Source organism: Micromonospora sp. S4605 (assembly GCF_003176715.1).
GTDB classification, from domain to species: domain Bacteria; phylum Actinomycetota; class Actinomycetes; order Mycobacteriales; family Micromonosporaceae; genus Micromonospora; species Micromonospora echinaurantiaca.
The window spans coordinates 1-14,748 of the sequence record NZ_QGSW01000209.1 but is presented as its reverse complement, the minus strand read 5'-3'; the positions used below and the strand labels follow the sequence as shown (position 1 = coordinate 14,748).

Sequence of the window (14,748 nt, the reverse complement as noted above, 5' to 3'; positions counted from 1 at the left end):
GGGCGAGCGCGGGCGCGCCGAACCCGGCCGCCACCCGGGCCGGGCGGGGCAGCGGCAGGTCGGTCAGCGCGCCCTCGGCCACCGGCAGCTCCGGTTGCTCCAGCACCGTCGGCGGCACCCCGAGTTCGGCGTGCAGCAACCGGGCCACCAGCGGGGTCCGGGTGGCGCCGCCGACCAGGAAGAGACCGGCGAGCTGCTGCGGGTGCAGGCCGGCCGTGTCGAGCACCTCGCGGGTGACCGCCACCCCCCGGCGCAGCAGCGGGGTGGCCACCCGCTCCAGGTCGTCCCGGGTGAGCGGGACCGCCGCGTCCACCCCCGGTACGGCGACCGGTGCGACGGTGGCCCGGGAGAGCATCTCCTTGGCGCCCCGGACGTTCTCCCAGAGCTGGTGGCGGTCCCGCCACTGGGTGGTCGACTCCGGCCGGGTCAACGTCGCCCAGCGGTCCGGATGCGCGCTCGCGACCAGTTCGCCGAGCCGGTCGAACAGGGCCGCGTCCACGTCCAGGCCGCCGAGGTCCGCGGCGCCGCCCGCGGCCACCACGGTGAATCCCGAGTCGCCCCACGGGTCGGCGCCCTCGTTGCGCAGCACGGCGACGTCCAGGGTGCCGGCGCCGAAGTCGAAGACCGCGACGGCGCCGCCGACCGGCACCGGCCGGCGCAGCACCTGGGTGTAGTAGCGGGCGGCGGCCACCGGTTCGCGCAGCAGCCGGGTCCCGGGCGGGGTGGGGCCGGACATGGTGTGCTCGGCCGCGGACGGCCACCCGGCCAGCGCCAGCGCGTCGTTGAGCACCTGGCGGCGCGGTGCGTCCCAGGTCGCCGGGCAGGTGAGCACCGCCGGGGGCAGGAAGCCGACCGCCTCGACCGCGGCCCGGGCCACCGCGTGCAGGGTGGCGGCCAGCAGTTCCGCCGGCGGATAGCGTCGGTCGCCCAGGGCCACCGCGGGTTCGTCGATCCGTCGCTTCGGGTGCGGCTCGTACCGGCCCGGCTCGCTGCGGGCCAGTCGCTGGGCGTCGCGGCCGGCGTGCAGCAGCCCGTCCGCGTCGGCGTACACGCCGGAGGGGATGATCGGCTGGCCGTCCAGCAGCAGCGGGCGGGTCTGCCCGTCCGGGCGGCGGAGCACCGCCACCGTGTTCGACGTGCCCAGGTCGACGCCGAGGGCGTACCCCTCGTGCTGGCCTGCCATCTGCCGATACCTCCGCGCGGGACGAGGGGATGCCCGGTCCCGCATGGTACGCAGCCCGCGCCGCCACCGGGGCGGCCGGTCGGCCCGGCGCGCCGGTCCGTCGTATGACCGAGCCGGGATGGAATCCATACATTGCCATCTATCGATTGAGTTGCGTACGCTCCCGCCATCACAGCTACGGCGTGGTCACGAGCCGCGCCGTCGAGGCTTGGAGGGACCCATGGTGCGTTGGCGCAGACTCGTCGGCCGGATGGCGGCCGTGTTGGCGGTGGTCACCGCCGGAACGTTCGTGGCGGCCGTGCCGGCCAACGCGGCGCCGGACGACGGCATGACCCCGTACGTCGTCGGCGGGACCCGGGCCGCGCAGGGCGAGTTCCCGTTCATGGTCCGGCTCTCGATGGGCTGCGGCGGGTCGCTCTACAGCCCGCGGCTGGTGCTCACCGCGGCGCACTGCGTCGGTCGCACCGGTACCAACACCAGCATCACCGCCACCCTCGGCGTGGTGGACCTCCAGTCGTCGAGCCGGATCCAGGTCCGGTCCAACTACGTCTACCGGGCGCCGGGCTACAACGGCGCCGGCAAGGACTGGGCGCTGATCCGGCTCGCCACCCCGGTCACCTCGCTCAGCACGCTCAAGATCGCCAACACCACGGCGTACGACAACGGCACCTTCACCGTCGCCGGCTGGGGCGCGGCCCGGGAGGGCGGCCCGCAGCAGCGCTACCTGCTGAAGGCGACCGTCCCCTTCGTCGACGACACCACCTGCGACAACTACTACGGCGGCGACATCATCCCGAGCGAGGAGATCTGCGCCGGCTACGCCAGCGGCGGTGTGGACACCTGCCAGGGTGACTCCGGCGGCCCGATGTTCCGCCGGGACGCCACCAACGCGTGGATCCAGGTCGGCATCGTCAGCTGGGGCTACGGCTGCGCCCGGCCCAACTACCCCGGCGTCTACACCCAGGTGAGCACCTTCGCCTCGGCCATCGCGTCGGCCGCCGCCAGTCTCGGCGGCTGACCGTACGGTCGTCGGTGGCCCGGCCGGGTCCGGCGGCCGGGCCACCGGCGTGCCGGTCCGGGGTCAGGCCTCCGCGCCGATCACCCGCTCCCGGCGCAGCCAGGCGGCGAATCCGTCCTCGTCGACGCTGCCGGTGCTGTCGCCCGCGGCGGTCAGCACCTCCGGGTGCGCGTCGGCCATCGCGACCCCGAGCCCGACTGCGGCGAACATCGGCAGGTCGATCGGCATGTCGCCGAACGCGACGGCGCACTCGGGCGGTACGTCCAGCGCGGCGAGGGCACGCCGCACTCCGCTGGCCTTGTCGATGCCGGCCGGCGCCACCTCGACGACCCGATGGCCGGCCTGGCCGAAGCTCGCGGCGACCGGCGTGGCGCCGACGGCGGAGAGCGCGGCGATCAGCGCGGGCGGACCGAGATCGGGATGGCACACGGCCGCCACGCACGCGTCGACCCGGGGCAGCCACCGCCGCTCCACCACCGCTCGCGGTCCGAAGTGGTCGGCGCCCCGGACGGCGCGGTAGGCAGCGGTCATGAACCAGGCCCGACCGTCGTAGACCGCCACCTCCGCCTCCGGCAACTGTGCGGAGAGGCGGTCGAGCAGCGTGGCGAGGGTCTCGCGCGGCATCCGTTCCCGCCAGAGGTACCGGTCGGCGGCCGGGTCGTAGCCGATCGCGCCGGTGCAGCAGACGGCGATGGAGATCAGCGGGGCGAGGCCGCCCAGCGCGCGGATCCCCGCCGGGGTCCGGGCGGTGGCCGCGACCAGCGGAATCCCGGCCGCCCGCAGTGCCTGGCAGGCCGCCACTGTCGCCTCGCTCGCCGTACCGTCGGCCCGGATGATGGTGCCGTCCAGATCGGTGACCACGGCTCGTACGTCACGTAGTCCGCCCACCGGACGGATCCTGCCATGCCGTCGGCGGTCGCGTCGGCAAGCTAGGTTGTTGCGCTAGCTAGATAGCGGCGCTAAGTTGTCGGCGTGATCTTTCCAGCAGGTCGGGGCGGCGCCGGATGAACCAGGAACGGCGGGCGCAGTGGCTGCGCGGGGTGCTCGACCTCTGCGTCCTCGGGCTGCTCAGCCGGGGGGAGTCCTACGGCTACGAGCTGTCGCAGGCGCTGAAGGCCAGCGGGCTCGGCGCCGTGCAGGGCGGCACGCTCTACCCGGTGCTGCTGCGGTTGCAGCGCTCGGGCCTGCTCACCGCGCACTGGCGGGAGGGCGAGACCGGCCCGGCCCGCAAGTACTACCGGATCAGCCCGGCCGGCAGCGTGGCGTTGCGTACGGCCGCCATCGACTGGACCGCCTTCGCCGCGAGCGTCGGCACGATTCTGCACGAGGAGCCGAACCGGTGAACCACAACGCCTGGCTTGCCGCCCTCACCGGCGAGCTGCGCCGGCACGGCGTCGGGCCCGACCTGGCCGGCCACGTCGTCGCCGAGGCCGCCACCCACCTGCGCGAGAGCGGGGAACCGCCGCTGCGGGTCTTCGGGCCGCCCGACGTGTACGCCCGGGCGGTCGCGGACAGCCTCGGCGGCCCCGATCAGCGTCCGCCCCGCCGGCAGCCGGGCCCGGTCCGGCTCGCGGCCCAGGGCATCAGTAAGCGCTACCGGGGCCGGACCGTCCTGGACCGGGTCGACCTCACCGTCCGGGCGGGCGAGATCGCCGCGGTGGTCGGTGCCAACGGGGCCGGCAAGAGCACCTTCCTGCGGATCTGCGCCGGCCTGCTCAGCCCGGACGCCGGCACGGTGCGGTTGCACGGCACGCTCGGCTACTGCCCGCAGGACGGTGGCACCGCCGAGTTCCTCGACCCGGACGAGCACTTCGTGCTGGTCGGTGCGGGCCGTGGCCTGAACCGGGCCGCCGCCCGACGGGCCGGCCGGGCCGGCGCCGCCGTGCTGGACTGGGCGCCGCCGGCCGGCACCCAGGCGCGGCACCTTTCCGGCGGTACGCGCCAGAAGCTGAACCTGGTGCTGGCCCAGCTCGGTGAACCGGACGTGCTGCTGCTCGATGAGCCCTACCAGGGTTTCGACCGGGGGACCTATCTCGACTTCTGGCACGAGGTGTGGCGGTGGCGCGACGCCGGCAAGGCGATCGTGGTCGTTACCCACCTGCTCAACCAGCTGGACCGCGTCGACATCGTGCTCGACCTGACCGCCGCCCGGGAGCCCCGCGCATGACCAAGATCCTCGTGGTGGCCGAGAGCGCGCTGCGCGAACTGCTGCGCCGCCGTTCCGTGCTGCTCATCCTGCTGCTGTTGCCGCTGGCCTTCTACCTCAGCCGTCGCGGCGATCACCTCGGCCAGTCGATCCGGTTCGTCTGTCTCGGGCTGGGCTGGGCGTTGAGCACCGCCGCGCTCTTCGCCGGCAGCGCGGCGCGCGGGATGGAGCCCCGGCTGCGGCTGTCCGGCTACGGCAGCCTGCACCTGGTGCTCGGGCGGTTGCTCGCCCTGTGGACGGTCGGTGTGCTGCTGTCCGCGCCGTACTTCGTGCTGATCCTGGTCGACCAGCACGACGTCCGGTACGGCGCGATCGCCCTCATCATGGCGTTGACGGTGGCCGTCGCCACCCCGTTCGGCCTGCTGCTCAGCGCGGCCCTGCCCCGCGAGCTGGAGGGCACGCTGGTGCTGCTGACGATCGTCGGCCTGCAGATGGTGATGGACCCGGCCGACACCGCCACCCGGGCGCTGCCGTTCTGGTTCAGCCGCGAGATCGGCACGTACGCCATCGACCACACCGACGGCGGCTACCTCGCCCGGGGGCTGACCCAGGGGCTCACGTTCGCGGTCGCGCTCACCGTGCTGGTCGCCGTGGCCGCCGCGGTCCGGCTGCGCCAACGCCGGCACCTGCGGTTCGTCCAGCCGTGATCCAGGCCGTCGAGCTCACCAAGCAGTACGGCGAGGTCCGCGCCGTGGACAGTGTGAGCTTCTCGGCCAGACCCGGCAGGGTGACCGGGTTCCTCGGGCTCAACGGCGCGGGCAAGACGACGACGCTGCGGATGCTGCTCGGTCTGACCCGACCGACCTCCGGCGCGGCGTTGATCAACAACAGGAGGTTCCACGACCTCGGGAACCCACCGGCACAGGTCGGTGCGGTCCTCGAACAGGGCCTCAGCCACCCGGGGCAGACCGGGCGCGCGCACCTGGTCGCACAGGCCATCGCGGCCGGTGTGCGCCGTTCGCGCGCCGACGAACTGCTCGACCACGTCGGGCTGGCGCATGCCGCGGACCAGCGCAGTGGCGACTACTCGCTGGGCATGCGTCAGCGCCTGGCGGTGGCAACGGCACTGCTGGGTGACCCACCGGTGCTGGTGCTCGACGAGCCGGCGAACGGGCTCGACCCGGAGGGCATCGCGTGGCTTCGCCGACTGCTGCGGGACCATGCCCGCCAGGGCGGAACGGTACTGATCTCCAGTCATCTGCTGTCCGAGTTGGCGCAGCTCATCGACGACGTCGTCATCATCACCAAGGGGAAGATCAGATGTGCGGCGCCGCTGGCCAGCCTGTACGGGACCGCGGGTCACCGACTGCGAATCCGGGGGCGCGACCCCCGACGTCTCTGGCAGGCGTTCGAGAGTTTCGGAGCTCGGGTCACCACCGACGGACACACCCTGGAGGTGGTGGGACTGTCCCCCGAGGACGCGGGTGACATCGCCTTCAACGCGGGGGTGCCGCTGCACGAGTTGACCGTCGACACGCCGAACCTCGAACAGATCTTCCTCGATCTGGCGGCCGGCTGATGATCGCACTGATGAGCAGCGAGCTCTATCGAGCTGCGACGATCCGGTCCAGCCGGGTCTCCATCGTCGTGTTCGGCGTGCTGGGCATGCTGTTCGGCGCTTTGAACATCGACGCCTGGGCACTGCTGGCCGGGATGGGCGCGTTCGGGCTCGCCGTCATGATCGTGGCCCAGCACCATCAACACCGTACCGCCGTCCTGCTGTACCTGGCCCGACCCCGACGGGCGCTGGTCCTGCTCGGCCAGGTCGTCACCAGCGTGATCGTGGCGACGGGCTTCGCGGCGATCAGCGGCGTCACGGTGGTCGCCAGGGGTGAGGCGTCCCGCTACCAGGCCATCCTGACCGTCGTGCCGATCGTCGCCGGGTTCGCTGCCGCCAACGCGGCGATCGTCCGTCGGCCCACCTGGCTGTTCCTCGGCTACGCCGGATGGTTCGTCTTCGTCGAGGGCCTGATCGGCAGGTTCGAGGTGCCGCTGCCGTTCTCCTCCTTCCTGGGCGCCGGCGCCGGCGACCACCGGAGCCTCCTTGTCGCCGCTGCCTGGACCGTCCTGGCAGGCGTGGCGGCGGTCATCGCCGTCCGCCGCGACCTGCCGAGCGACTGACCACGGCCGGGGCAGTCGTGGACCGTCCGGCCTCCCCGGACGGGTGACGCCCCAGCAGGGCGGGGCCGTCAGCGGCCGACCATCGGACGGCAGGCCGACAGCGGAGCGGATCGAGAAGTGCGAGCCCTCGGCCGCTGACTGATCGCGTCATCGGGGCCGCCGTGGCGCCGTGCGGGTGCATCCGGCCGAGTACCGGGAGCTGATACAGCGGATGCGGCTCGTGCCCGCTCGTGCCTCCTCGGAACCTGGGCTACTGCACGTGGCTGGCAGGCCGCTCGTTCGCTGAATGCGCTTGCGCTGACCGGTACCTTCCCTGGCGTGACCCGTTGCGACACGCTGGATAGCCCTCATCAGACGGGGACGTCTCGGTGAGTGACACACCGCATCTCGGTCCCGTGCCCCAGCGCATCGCCGTCGATGCGGAACTGGTGCGTCGGCTCGTCGCCGGCCAGTTCCCGCAGTGGGCCGACCTCCCGATTCAGCCGGTGGCCGATGGCGGCTGGGACAACTGGACCTTCCACCTCGGCTCCGACATGTCGGTGCGGCTGCCCAGCGCCGCCGAGTACGCCTTGGCGGTCGAGAAGGAGCACCGCTGGCTGCCGGAACTCGCCCCCCGGCTCCCGCTGCCCATCCCCGTCCCGTTGGCGAAAGGGAAGCCCGGCGCGGGCTACCCCTACGCGTGGTCGATCTACTCCTGGCTCGACGGCCAGCCGACGAGCGCGGACCGCATCGCCGACCCCGTCCGTTTCGCCAGCGACCTGGCCGAGTTCCTGGCGGCGTTGCAGCGGGTCGATCCCACCGGCGGCCCCCTGCCCGGGCTGCACAACTGGTTCCGGGGCGGCACGCTGCGCACCTACGGCGGCGAAGCCCGGCGCTCGCTCGCGGCGCTGGACGGTCACGTCGACGTCGATCTGGCCCGCGCCATCTGGACGAGCGCACTCGATGCAGCCTGGGACGGAACGCCGACCTGGTTCCACGGTGACGTCGCCCAGGGAAATCTCCTGCTCAACGAGGGGAAGCTGGCCGCGGTCATCGACTTCGGGACGTGCGGCGTCGGTGATCCGGCCTGTGACCTGGCGGTTGCCTGGACCCTGTTGACGGCGGAGGGGCGGCAGGCGTTCCGGGAGCGGCTGTCCGTCGACGGGGCGACGTGGGCGCGCGGGCGCGGCTGGGCCCTCTGGAAGACGCTCACCGCCTGTGCCCGCACCGTGGGCAGGGCCGACGAACAGGCCGCGACCGCGTGGCGCGTCCTCGATGAGATCTTCGCCGAATATGTGGCGGACACCCGGCGGCAGCAGTACCAGCCCTGATCATGTAGTGATGAGCGGCCAACCGCTCCAACTCCGGACCGAAAGGACGGCCACCACGACGGGCCGGGGAGAGCCGACGCCGCCGGTGAATGGCACGCGGATGGCACGCGAGGGCGAACGTGGGGGAGAGGCGGGCTGGCCCAGGTGCCGCGATCATGCGGCTTACCTGGGCCTTCGTGCGTGGAGCGGGCGACGGGAATCGAACCCGCACCGTCAGTTTGGAAGACTGAAGCTCTGCCATTGAGCTACGCCCGCGTACGCCCCGACAGCACGGGGCGCGCCGACAGCGTACCCAATCCCCTCCCCGGACGCGCAGCCGTGTGCCGGGCGCGTCGGTCGCCAAGATCCGCACTACTGCACGGAAAGGGTGGCCTCCGCGCAACGGGAGGCCACCCTTTCCGTGCAGTAGTCGCCTCGCCCCGCGCTCGGGGGTAGCGCGGCGGCCCGGGGGAGACGCGAGCCGGGTGTCCGGTTGGTATGCGTTCGGCGGGTTGGGGGAGGACCCGACACGTCCGGTGGGGCACGACGGCATACACTTCTCGTCGCCACGGGGTGTGGCGCAGCTTGGTAGCGCACTCGCTTTGGGAGCGAGGGGCCGTGGGTTCAAATCCCGCCACCCCGACTGTCGTCCGCGGCCGGTGTCACCGGGCCCGCCGTTCGTGCGGTGCCCGGGCGCTGCCGGCGTGCCGGGCCGGCTCGCCTACACTCGATGGGCCAATTGCGCCCAGACTCAAACCGAGATCCGTCAAGGAGTACGCCTGTGAAGAGCACCGTCGAGACTCTGAGCCCGACGCGCGTGCGGCTCGCCATCGAGGTGCCGTTCGTCGAGCTCGAGCCGAGCCTCAAGAAGGCGTACCGGGAGATCGGCCAGCAGGTCCAGGTTCCCGGCTTCCGCCGTGGCAAGGTGCCGGCCGCCGTGATCGACCAGCGGGTGGGCCGGGGCACCGTCCTGAACGAGGCGGTGCAGGAGGCCATCCCGCAGAACATCCTCGCCGCGGTCCGCGAGCACGACCTGAAGACCCTCGGTCGCCCCGAGGTCGAGATCACCGAGTTCAACGACGGTGACTCGCTGAACTTCACCGCCGAGGTCGACGTCCGGCCGGAGATCACCCTGCCGGACCTGTCCACCGTCGAGGTGACCGTCGACGAGCTGCAGATCGACGACAGCGAGATCGAGGAGCAGGTGAAGAACCTGCGCGAGCGGTTCGCCACCCTCAAGACCGTCGAGCGGGCCGCCCAGGAGGGCGACTACGTCCAGATCGACCTGAACGCGACCGTCGACGGCGAGGACGTGCCGGGCGGTTCGGCGAGCAACATCTCCCACGAGGTGGGCAGCAAGCAGCTGCTGCCGGGCCTGGACGAGGCCGTCGTCGGCCTCGCCGCCGGCGAGAGCACCACCTTCACGACCCAGCTCGTCGGCGGCGACTTCGCCGGCCGCGACGCTGAGGTGGCGGTGACCGTGCGCACCGTCAAGGAGAAGGAGCTGCCGGAGCTCAACGACGAGTTCGCCCAGATGGCGAGCGAGTTCGACACCATGCAGGAGCTCCGCGACGACCTGCGCGAGCGGGTCAGCCGGGGCAAGCGGGTCGAGCAGATCTACGCCGCCCGGGACAAGGCCCTCGAGCAGCTGGTCGAGGCCGCCGACGTGCCGGCGCCGGAGGGGGTCGTCCGCGAGGAGGTCGACAGCCGCAAGCAGGCGATGGTCGACCAGCTCGAGCGGATCGGCGCCTCGCTGGAGGAGTACCTCGCGGCCGAGGAGAAGACCGAGGAGCAGATCGACACCGAGCTCACCGAGGCGGCGACCCAGGGCGTCAAGATCCAGCTGCTGCTGGACACCCTCGCCGACGCCGAGGACGTCCAGGTCTCCGACGACGAGTTCGGCCACGAGATCGTGCACCGGGCCCAGCGCGCCGGGATGGCTCCGCAGCAGTACTACGACCAGCTGGTCCGCTCCGGCGCGGCCGGCGCGGTCTTCGGCGACGTCCGGCGCGGCAAGGCGCTGGCCTCGGTCATGGAGCGGATCAAGATCACCGACAGCGCCGGCAACGAGGTCACGCTCGACGCGCTGCGCGCCGCGAACGAGGCCGAGCACGACCACGAGCACTGATCGACAAGGCGGAGGCCGCCGTCCGCCGCTCGCGGTGGACGGCGGCCGAAACCCTTTTCGGGGTACGCATTCGGCGCAGCTGCGCTGAGAGCGAACAGTGCCCCGACCGGGACTCTGCGGCCCGGCCGAGCGGTTAGTGTCGGGTAGGACGGTACGGAGAGCGAAGGGCTGCCATGACCGACATGCACATCCCAGCGAAGCCGCTCCGGGCGATCGAGGCCCGCGGTGGCGACAACATTGGCAACCTCGACGACTCGGTCTACAACCGGTTGCTCAAGGAGCGGATCATCTTCCTGGGCAGTGAGGTGACCGACCAGGTCGCCAACCGCATCTGCGCGCAGCTGCTGCTGCTCGCCGCGGAGGACCCGGACCGCGACATCAACCTCTGGATCAACTCGCCGGGTGGCTCGGTCTACTCCGGCATGGCGATCTACGACACCATGCAGTTCATCGACAACGACGTGTCGACCGTCGCCATGGGCATGGCGGCCTCCATGGGCCAGCTGCTGCTCTGCGCCGGCACCAAGGGCAAGCGCTACGCCCTGCCGCACGCGCGGATCATGATGCACCAGCCCTCCGGCGGCCTGGGCGGCACCGCGTCCGACATCGCCATCCAGGCGGAGCAGATGCTCTACACCAAGCGGATGTTCCAGGAGCGGGTCGCGCACCACACCGGCCAGAGCCAGGCGCAGATCGAGGCGGATTCGGACCGCGACCGCTGGTTCACCGCCCAGGAGGCCATGGACTACGGCTTCATCGACAAGGTGATCATCGGGGCCGCCCAGGTTCCGGATGGCGCCGGGACCCTGAGCTGAGGAGCTGACGATGACCGATCTGAGCCTGCCGCCCCAGTTCGCGGCCGTGCACAACCGCTACGTCCTGCCGTCGTTCGTCGAGCGCACGTCGTACGGGGTCAAGGAGTCGAACCCGTACAACAAGCTCTTCGAGGACCGGATCATCTTCCTCGGCGTCCAGGTCGACGACGCGTCGGCCAACGACGTGATGGCGCAGCTGCTGACGCTCGAGGGCACCGACCCGGACCGCGACATCATCATGTACATCAACTCGCCGGGTGGCTCGTTCACCGCCATGACGGCGATCTACGACACCATGCAGTACGTCCGGCCGGACATCCAGACGGTCTGCCTGGGCCAGGCCGCCAGCGCGGCGGCGGTGCTGCTCTCCGCGGGCACCCCGGGCAAGCGGATGGCGCTGCCGAACTCCCGGATCATCATCCACCAGCCGGCCACCGAGGGTGGCTACGGGCAGGGCTCGGACATCGAGATCCAGGCCCGGGAGATCCTGCGGATGCGGACCCAGCTGGAGGAGATGCTCTCCCGGCACTGCAACCAGCCGATCGAGAAGGTCCGAAAGGACATCGACCGTGACAAGATCATGACGGCCGAGGAGTCCCGCGAGTACGGGCTGGTCGACACGATCCTGACCAGTCGCAAGAAGGGGCTGCTGGCCGCGAACGCCGCCAGCTGACCGGTACCGGGTCGGAGGTCGGCCGGGTTCGCTCCCGGCCGACCTCTGACACACCCGTTTTGGGGGTCGGAGAAAGCCCCGCCAGCGGGTAACGTCGGGTCTGTGCCGCTTCGCCGGTGGATCCGGCGGGGTGAAGGAGACGGACGGAGCACAGCGTCCGCAGGTCAGGGCCGGGGTTCCGGCCGATGAGTGCAGGGAGAACGTAGGTGGCACGGATCGGTGACGGCGGCGACCTACTGAAGTGCTCCTTCTGTGGCAAGTCGCAGAAGCAGGTCAAGAAGCTCATCGCGGGCCCCGGGGTCTACATCTGCGACGAGTGCATCGATCTCTGTAACGAGATCATCGAAGAGGAGCTGGCCGAGTCCGGCGAGGTGAAGTGGGAAGAGCTTCCCAAGCCGATGGAGATCTGCCAGTTCCTCGACAACTACGTCGTCGGGCAGGACCAGGCCAAGAAGGCGCTCTCCGTCGCGGTCTACAACCACTACAAGCGGATCCAGGCCGAGGCGGCCGGCGCGCCGGGCTCCGGCAGCGACGCCGTCGAGCTGGCCAAGTCCAACATCCTGCTGATCGGTCCGACCGGCTGCGGCAAGACCCACCTGGCGCAGACCCTGGCGCGGATGCTGAACGTGCCGTTCGCCATCGCCGACGCCACCGCGCTCACCGAGGCCGGCTACGTCGGCGAGGACGTGGAGAACATCCTCCTCAAGCTGATCCAGGCCGCCGACTACGACATCAAGCGCGCCGAGACCGGCATCATCTACATCGACGAGGTCGACAAGATCGCCCGCAAGTCGGAGAATCCGTCGATCACCCGCGACGTCTCCGGCGAGGGCGTCCAGCAGGCGCTGCTGAAGATCCTGGAAGGCACGGTGGCCAACGTGCCGCCGCAGGGTGGCCGTAAGCACCCGCACCAGGAGTTCATCCAGATCGACACCACCAACGTGCTGTTCATCTGCGGTGGCGCGTTCGCCGGCCTCGACCAGATCATCGAGGCCCGCACCGGTCAGGGCGGCACCGGCTTCGGCGCGCGCCTCCGGTCGGTCTCCGAGCGGTCGACCGACGACATCTTCGGCCAGGTCATGCCGGAGGACATGCTGAAGTTCGGCCTGATCCCCGAGTTCGTCGGCCGGCTCCCGGTGATCACCAACGTGCGCAGCCTCGACCGGCAGGCGCTGGTGCGGATCCTCACCGAGCCGCGCAACGCCCTGGTCCGGCAGTACCAGCGCCTCTTCGAGCTGGACGGGGTCGAGCTGGAGTTCGACCAGCCGGCGCTGGAGGCGATCGCCGACCAGGCCATGCTGCGGGGGACGGGCGCCCGGGGGCTGCGGGCCATCATCGAGGAGGTCCTGCTCTCCACGATGTACGAGGTGCCGAGCAACCCGGACGCGGCCCGGGTGCTGATCACCCGCGAGGTCGTCCTGGAGAACGTCAACCCGACCATCGTCCCGCGCGAGTTCACCGGCCGGCGCGCCCGGCGGGACCGCGAGGAGAAGTCCGCCTGATCCACCGGTCGCCGACGACGCCCGCGGTCCAATGGAGGGCGTCGCCGACGGCCCGTCCCGCGCCAGCCGACGCTGTCGCGGCGGCGCTTCCGCCCGTACGCTGAAGGCCATGCGTGTCGCCGTCTGCCAGCTCAACGCCCGCGACGACCGGAAGGCCAACCTCGCCGCCGCGGCGGCCCTGGTGGAGCGCGCGGCGGCCGCCGGCGCGGACCTGACGATCCTGCCCGAGTACGTCGACTACCTGGGCCCGGCCGCTGGGCTGCCCGAGCCGGAACCGGTCGACGGCGAGGTCGGTTCCTTCTTCGCCGACGTGGCCCGGCGGCTGGGGATCTGGCTGATCGCCGGCTCCTTCCACGAGGCCGGCCCCGACCCGGCGCACACCTGGAACACCTCCCTGGTGTTCGACCGCTCCGGCGCGCTCGCCGCCAGCTACCGCAAGATCCACCTGTACGACGTGGAGATCCCCGGCCGGGTCTCGTACCTCGAGTCGGCCACCGTGGCGCCGGGCGACCAGCCGGTGGTGGTCGACGTCGAAGGGCTCCGGGTGGGGCTGTCGATCTGCTACGACCTGCGCTTCCCCGAGCTGTACCGGCAACTCGCCACCGAGGGCGGGGCACAGCTGCTGGTGGTGCCAGCGGCGTTCATGATGCACACCGGGCGGGACCACTGGGAGGTGCTGCTGCGGGCCCGGGCCATCGAGAACCAGTGTTTCGTCGCCGCCGCCGGCCAGACCGGCGACCACGAGCCGGGCCGCACCTGCTTCGGCCGCAGCATGGTGATCGACCCCTGGGGGACGGTGCTCAGCCAGGTGCCGGACGGCTCCGGCTTCGCCGTCGCGGATCTCGACCTGGAGCGGCTGCGGACCATCCGCGCCGAACTGCCGAGCCTGGCCAACCGTCGGCTCTGACCGCCCTCACTCCTGCAGCAGTACGCCCACCAGCGCGAAGCCGGCGATCGCCGCCGCCGTGACGAGTAGGGCGGTGCTCATCCGGGACGGCCCGCGCCGCGCGAGCCGGGCGACCGAGACCAGGACGACGAAGAGCACGAAGGCGCCGATGACCAACTGCCAGAACGGCAGCAGCAGGCCGAGCAGCGCGTCCGCGGCGAGCACCGCCGCCGGGGGCCCCGACACGTCATCCATGCCAGACACTCTGGCACGTCGCGGCCCCTCACGGTTGCCGTGGCGGTGCGAACATCTGGCCGGCGGTCGCGATCCGCGCGGGAACCCGGCCGCGGCGGCTCGCGGGTACCTGGTTGGCGCTACGCCGACCCGCCCGAGCCAAGGCATCAACGAGGGCTGATTTGCCTTCTGCGGACCGCCCGCGTAACTTTCTCTCTGCACGCGGGAGGCCGGACAAACCGGCCGAGAGCGGGCGCCAGGCTCGTGGCGGAGACGCCGAGCGAGACTGAGATCGGGCGGTGCGGGTGACTCCAGCGAAAACGGGGTTGCGATCGCGAAACCGACCGGGTAGAGTTCTGAAGCCGGCAGGAGCCGGGCGGATGGCCGCGAAGCGGCGATCGGCCGGTCTGCGGCTTCCCACGACAGAAACGACCGCCGGAAACGGCGTGCGTCGACGTGGGTCCGGAACGAACCAAGCTGATCACCTCAGACCCGAGGTTGACGGTGCGGAACGGGCCGGGTAGGTTTGAGAGGTTGCCCCAGACGGGTCCCAAATAGTGGGATTTCGGATGGTGTGTGGTTGTTCTTTGAGAACTCAACAGGGTGCTTGATAAGCCAGTGCCAATTTGATTTATACCCCGGACTGGCTGACTCTTCTTCGGGGGGGTTGGTTGGTTGGGATTCCTTTGGCAA

The 14,748-nt window shown here is 71.3% G+C and carries 15 protein-coding genes and 2 tRNA genes; 13 read left to right on the top strand and 4 right to left on the bottom strand.

The features are described from left to right. On the bottom strand, positions 1-1,183 hold a 1,183-nt coding region (locus tag DLJ47_RS17190), incomplete at its 3' end, for an Hsp70 family protein (protein ID WP_146228110.1). 220 nt (positions 1,184-1,403) lie between these two features. On the opposite strand from DLJ47_RS17190, the gene DLJ47_RS17185 reads away from it, so the two are divergent. Further along, the gene (locus tag DLJ47_RS17185) at positions 1,404-2,201 is read left to right on the top strand and encodes a S1 family peptidase (RefSeq protein ID WP_088992351.1); all 798 of its coding nucleotides are present in this window, start codon (positions 1,404-1,406) and stop codon (positions 2,199-2,201) included. A gap of 63 nt (positions 2,202-2,264) precedes the next feature. Here DLJ47_RS17185 and DLJ47_RS17180 read toward each other — a convergent pair whose 3' ends face one another. Further along, the gene (locus DLJ47_RS17180) at positions 2,265-3,089 is read right to left on the bottom strand and encodes an HAD family hydrolase (protein WP_158289831.1); all 825 of its coding nucleotides are present in this window, start codon (positions 3,087-3,089) and stop codon (positions 2,265-2,267) included. A 116-nt stretch (positions 3,090-3,205) separates the two neighbouring features. On the opposite strand from DLJ47_RS17180, the gene DLJ47_RS17175 reads away from it, so the two are divergent. The 6 genes from DLJ47_RS17175 (at position 3,206) to DLJ47_RS17150 (ending at position 7,838) form a co-directional block, all read left to right on the top strand. Continuing rightward, entirely contained in the window at positions 3,206-3,544 is a 339-nt protein-coding gene (locus DLJ47_RS17175; protein WP_109900981.1) for a PadR family transcriptional regulator, read from the top strand. Next, the gene (locus tag DLJ47_RS17170) at positions 3,541-4,368 is read left to right on the top strand and encodes an ABC transporter ATP-binding protein (protein WP_109900980.1); all 828 of its coding nucleotides are present in this window, start codon (positions 3,541-3,543) and stop codon (positions 4,366-4,368) included. Before DLJ47_RS17175 ends, DLJ47_RS17170 begins: the two co-directional genes overlap by 4 nt. Then, a complete protein-coding gene (locus DLJ47_RS17165) occupies positions 4,365-5,054 on the top strand; it encodes a hypothetical protein (protein ID WP_109900979.1) in 690 nt (229 codons plus the stop codon). The genes DLJ47_RS17170 and DLJ47_RS17165 overlap by 4 nt, the downstream gene beginning before the upstream one ends. Then, entirely contained in the window at positions 5,051-5,926 is an 876-nt protein-coding gene (locus tag DLJ47_RS17160; RefSeq protein ID WP_109900978.1) for an ATP-binding cassette domain-containing protein, read from the top strand. The genes DLJ47_RS17165 and DLJ47_RS17160 overlap by 4 nt, the downstream gene beginning before the upstream one ends. Before the next feature lie 11 nt (positions 5,927-5,937). Next, positions 5,938-6,528: a hypothetical protein gene (locus DLJ47_RS17155; RefSeq protein ID WP_146228109.1), complete on the top strand. Its 591-nt coding sequence runs from the start codon at positions 5,938-5,940 to the stop codon at positions 6,526-6,528. 368 nt (positions 6,529-6,896) lie between these two features. Continuing rightward, positions 6,897-7,838, top strand: a complete 942-nt coding sequence (locus DLJ47_RS17150; RefSeq protein WP_109900976.1) for an aminoglycoside phosphotransferase family protein — start codon at positions 6,897-6,899, stop codon at positions 7,836-7,838. A gap of 181 nt (positions 7,839-8,019) precedes the next feature. Here DLJ47_RS17150 and DLJ47_RS17145 read toward each other — a convergent pair. Then, positions 8,020-8,093: transfer RNA gene (locus tag DLJ47_RS17145), tRNA-Gly, on the bottom strand. A gap of 293 nt (positions 8,094-8,386) precedes the next feature. Between DLJ47_RS17145 and DLJ47_RS17140 the strand changes: the two genes are divergently transcribed. The 6 genes from DLJ47_RS17140 to DLJ47_RS17115 all read left to right on the top strand — a co-directional run bounded on the left by DLJ47_RS17140 (position 8,387) and on the right by DLJ47_RS17115 (position 13,842). Beyond that, positions 8,387-8,460 (top strand) — tRNA-Pro (locus DLJ47_RS17140). A 138-nt stretch (positions 8,461-8,598) separates the two neighbouring features. Continuing rightward, positions 8,599-9,945 (top strand): trigger factor, encoded by a 1,347-nt coding sequence (gene tig / locus DLJ47_RS17135; protein ID WP_109900975.1) that lies wholly within the window; start codon positions 8,599-8,601, stop codon positions 9,943-9,945. A 173-nt stretch (positions 9,946-10,118) separates the two neighbouring features. Then, the gene (locus DLJ47_RS17130) at positions 10,119-10,760 is read left to right on the top strand and encodes an ATP-dependent Clp protease proteolytic subunit (RefSeq protein WP_088992361.1); all 642 of its coding nucleotides are present in this window, start codon (positions 10,119-10,121) and stop codon (positions 10,758-10,760) included. Positions 10,761-10,770: 10 nt separating this feature from the next. Continuing rightward, positions 10,771-11,433: an ATP-dependent Clp protease proteolytic subunit gene (locus tag DLJ47_RS17125; protein WP_088992362.1), complete on the top strand. Its 663-nt coding sequence runs from the start codon at positions 10,771-10,773 to the stop codon at positions 11,431-11,433. Between the two features lie 206 nt (positions 11,434-11,639). Beyond that, positions 11,640-12,935 carry an ATP-dependent Clp protease ATP-binding subunit ClpX gene (clpX, locus tag DLJ47_RS17120; protein WP_109900974.1) on the top strand — a complete coding sequence of 432 codons (1,296 nt, stop codon included), beginning with the start codon at positions 11,640-11,642 and terminating at the stop codon, positions 12,933-12,935. Positions 12,936-13,044: 109 nt separating this feature from the next. Next, on the top strand, positions 13,045-13,842 hold the full coding sequence (locus DLJ47_RS17115) for a carbon-nitrogen hydrolase family protein (RefSeq protein ID WP_109900983.1): 798 nt from the start codon (positions 13,045-13,047) through the stop codon (positions 13,840-13,842). Between the two features lie 6 nt (positions 13,843-13,848). Here the strand turns inward: DLJ47_RS17115 and DLJ47_RS17110 are convergent, their stop codons facing one another. Further along, complete coding sequence (locus DLJ47_RS17110) at positions 13,849-14,076, bottom strand: hypothetical protein (protein WP_109900973.1); 228 nt, start codon at positions 14,074-14,076, stop codon at positions 13,849-13,851. Between the last annotated feature and the right edge of the window lie 672 nt (positions 14,077-14,748).